This is a genomic window from Stenotrophomonas sp. NPDC077659, assembly GCF_050268705.1.
Taxonomy (GTDB): Bacteria; Pseudomonadota; Gammaproteobacteria; order Xanthomonadales; family Xanthomonadaceae; genus Stenotrophomonas.
In genome coordinates this window covers 1-1,797 of record NZ_JBNNHG010000268.1, presented here as the reverse complement: position 1 = coordinate 1,797, position 1,797 = coordinate 1, and the positions used below count along the sequence as shown (strand labels likewise).

Below are 1,797 nucleotides of genomic sequence, written 5' to 3'. Positions count from 1 at the left end.
GCTGGTCTGGGTCCAGCTCTGCGACTTCTTACGGGTCTGGTACAGCTTGCCGTCGGTGCGCTTGGTCGGGTCCGGATTGTCATCGCCATAAAAGCCGGTGACCGGGAAGTACGAGTCCTTCGGGTCCGAGCGGAGTGATTCCGGACTCCAGTAGGTGTAGGCACCAGCGTGGAACTCGTTGGAGCCGCGCTTGGTGACGACGTTGACAACGCCACCGGTGGCACGGCCGAACTCGGCGCCGTAGCCACCAGTCAGGGTCTGCTGCTGAGCAAGGGCGTCGAAGGGCAGAGTGGTGAAGCCGATCGAGGAGAGCGGGTTGGTGACCGGGTAGCCGTTGATGTAGTAGGCATTCTCGGACGATGCGGCGCCGCCGAAGCTGGGAACCGTGTTGCCGTTGGCGGTGTAGCTGGAGTTGGACACCACGCTCGGTGCCAGCAGGGCCACGCTGGCGATGTCACGGCCCACGGCGATCTTGTTGATCTCCTCGGCGGTGAACACCGTGCGGGTATCGACCTGGGTGACGTCAATACGCGGCACGGCGGCGGCGGTGACTTCGACGCGGTCCAGGTTCTGTACGCCGCCTGCACCGAACGAGACGTCGGTGCCGCTGGCGATCAGCACCTGCACCGAATCGCGGGTCGCCACGACCTGGCCATCCTTCTGCAGGATGACCTCGTAGTTGCCGTTGGGCAGGTCGGCGGCGCGATAGCGTCCGTTCTTGTCCACGGTGACGGTACGGCTCAGGCCCGTACCCAGGTTCTTTACGGTAATGATGGTCCCCGGTTCACCGGAACCGTAGATGCTGCCGGTCACGGATTGGGCCTGGGCCACACCGGCAAGGCACAGGCCCAGAGCCACGGTTAGACCTGCGCGACGCAGGCGCACTGAATGCTTGCTCATCGATTTCCCCGAAAAATGGATTTCTTTGAAAATTAACGAGGCGTGAACGCGCCCCGATTAAATGAATATCAAATGAACAAGACGTTTGGCAAGCACTTCGTAATGAGTTTTTCGCATTCTCCAGGTAGAGCCTTCGCGCTCAAAGGATGTACGCCCCATCACATCCGGCTGGATCAGCCCTTCCTTTGCTGCATTGCGATGAACCAAAAAAAAGAGGCCCGGGATGTCCCGGGCCTCCTCGGTCTGCCGTGGCGTCAGCCGCGGCTTACCAGATCACCACCTGTTGGTCGCCGGTGCGGGCCATCGGGGAGCCAGCCTTGCACTGGAACGCGGCAGCAAAGGTCGGCAGGTTCGATGGCGCACCCATGGCACGGAACTGTGCCGGCGCGTGCGGGTCGGTGGCCAGACGGACCTTGGCGTTTTCCGCGGTGTACTTGGTGCGCCACACCGTCGCCCAGTTGAAGAAGAAGCGCTGGTCGCGGGTGAAGCCGTCGACCTTCGGATCTTCCTTGCCGGCGCTGGCCTTCTGCAGAGCATCGTAGGCGGTGGCCAGGCCACCCAGGTCGGCGATGTTCTCGCCCAGGGTCAGGTGGCCGTTCACTGCCTGGCCGTCGACCTTGTACTGGTCGAACTGCTTGACCAGCTTGCCGGTCAGGCCTTCGAAGTTCTTCTTGTCCGCCGGGGTCCACCAGTCTTCCAGGTTGCCGGTCGGCCCGAAGCGTGCGCCCTGGTCGTCGTAACCGTGGGTCATTTCGTGGCCGATCACCGCGCCGATGCCGCCGTAGTTCAGCGCGTCGTCGGCCTTCGGGTCGAAGAACGGCGGCTGCAGGATGGCGGCCGGCCCCCCTGGGTGATGGACGAGCTGCGCCTGTTCAGGCTGCAGGCCGAAGTGCTGGA

General features: G+C 63.3%; 2 protein-coding genes. Both read right to left on the bottom strand.

Translation table 11 applies throughout. The features are described from left to right. Positions 1 to 900, bottom strand: a 900-nt coding sequence (locus ACQKDV_RS19320) for a carboxypeptidase regulatory-like domain-containing protein (RefSeq protein WP_427785840.1), incomplete at its 3' end; no start/stop codon positions are given. Between the two features lie 265 nt (positions 901 to 1,165). Continuing rightward, positions 1,166 to 1,797 (bottom strand): M13-type metalloendopeptidase (locus tag ACQKDV_RS19315; protein WP_427785839.1); only part of this gene is annotated, 632 nt, incomplete at its 5' end.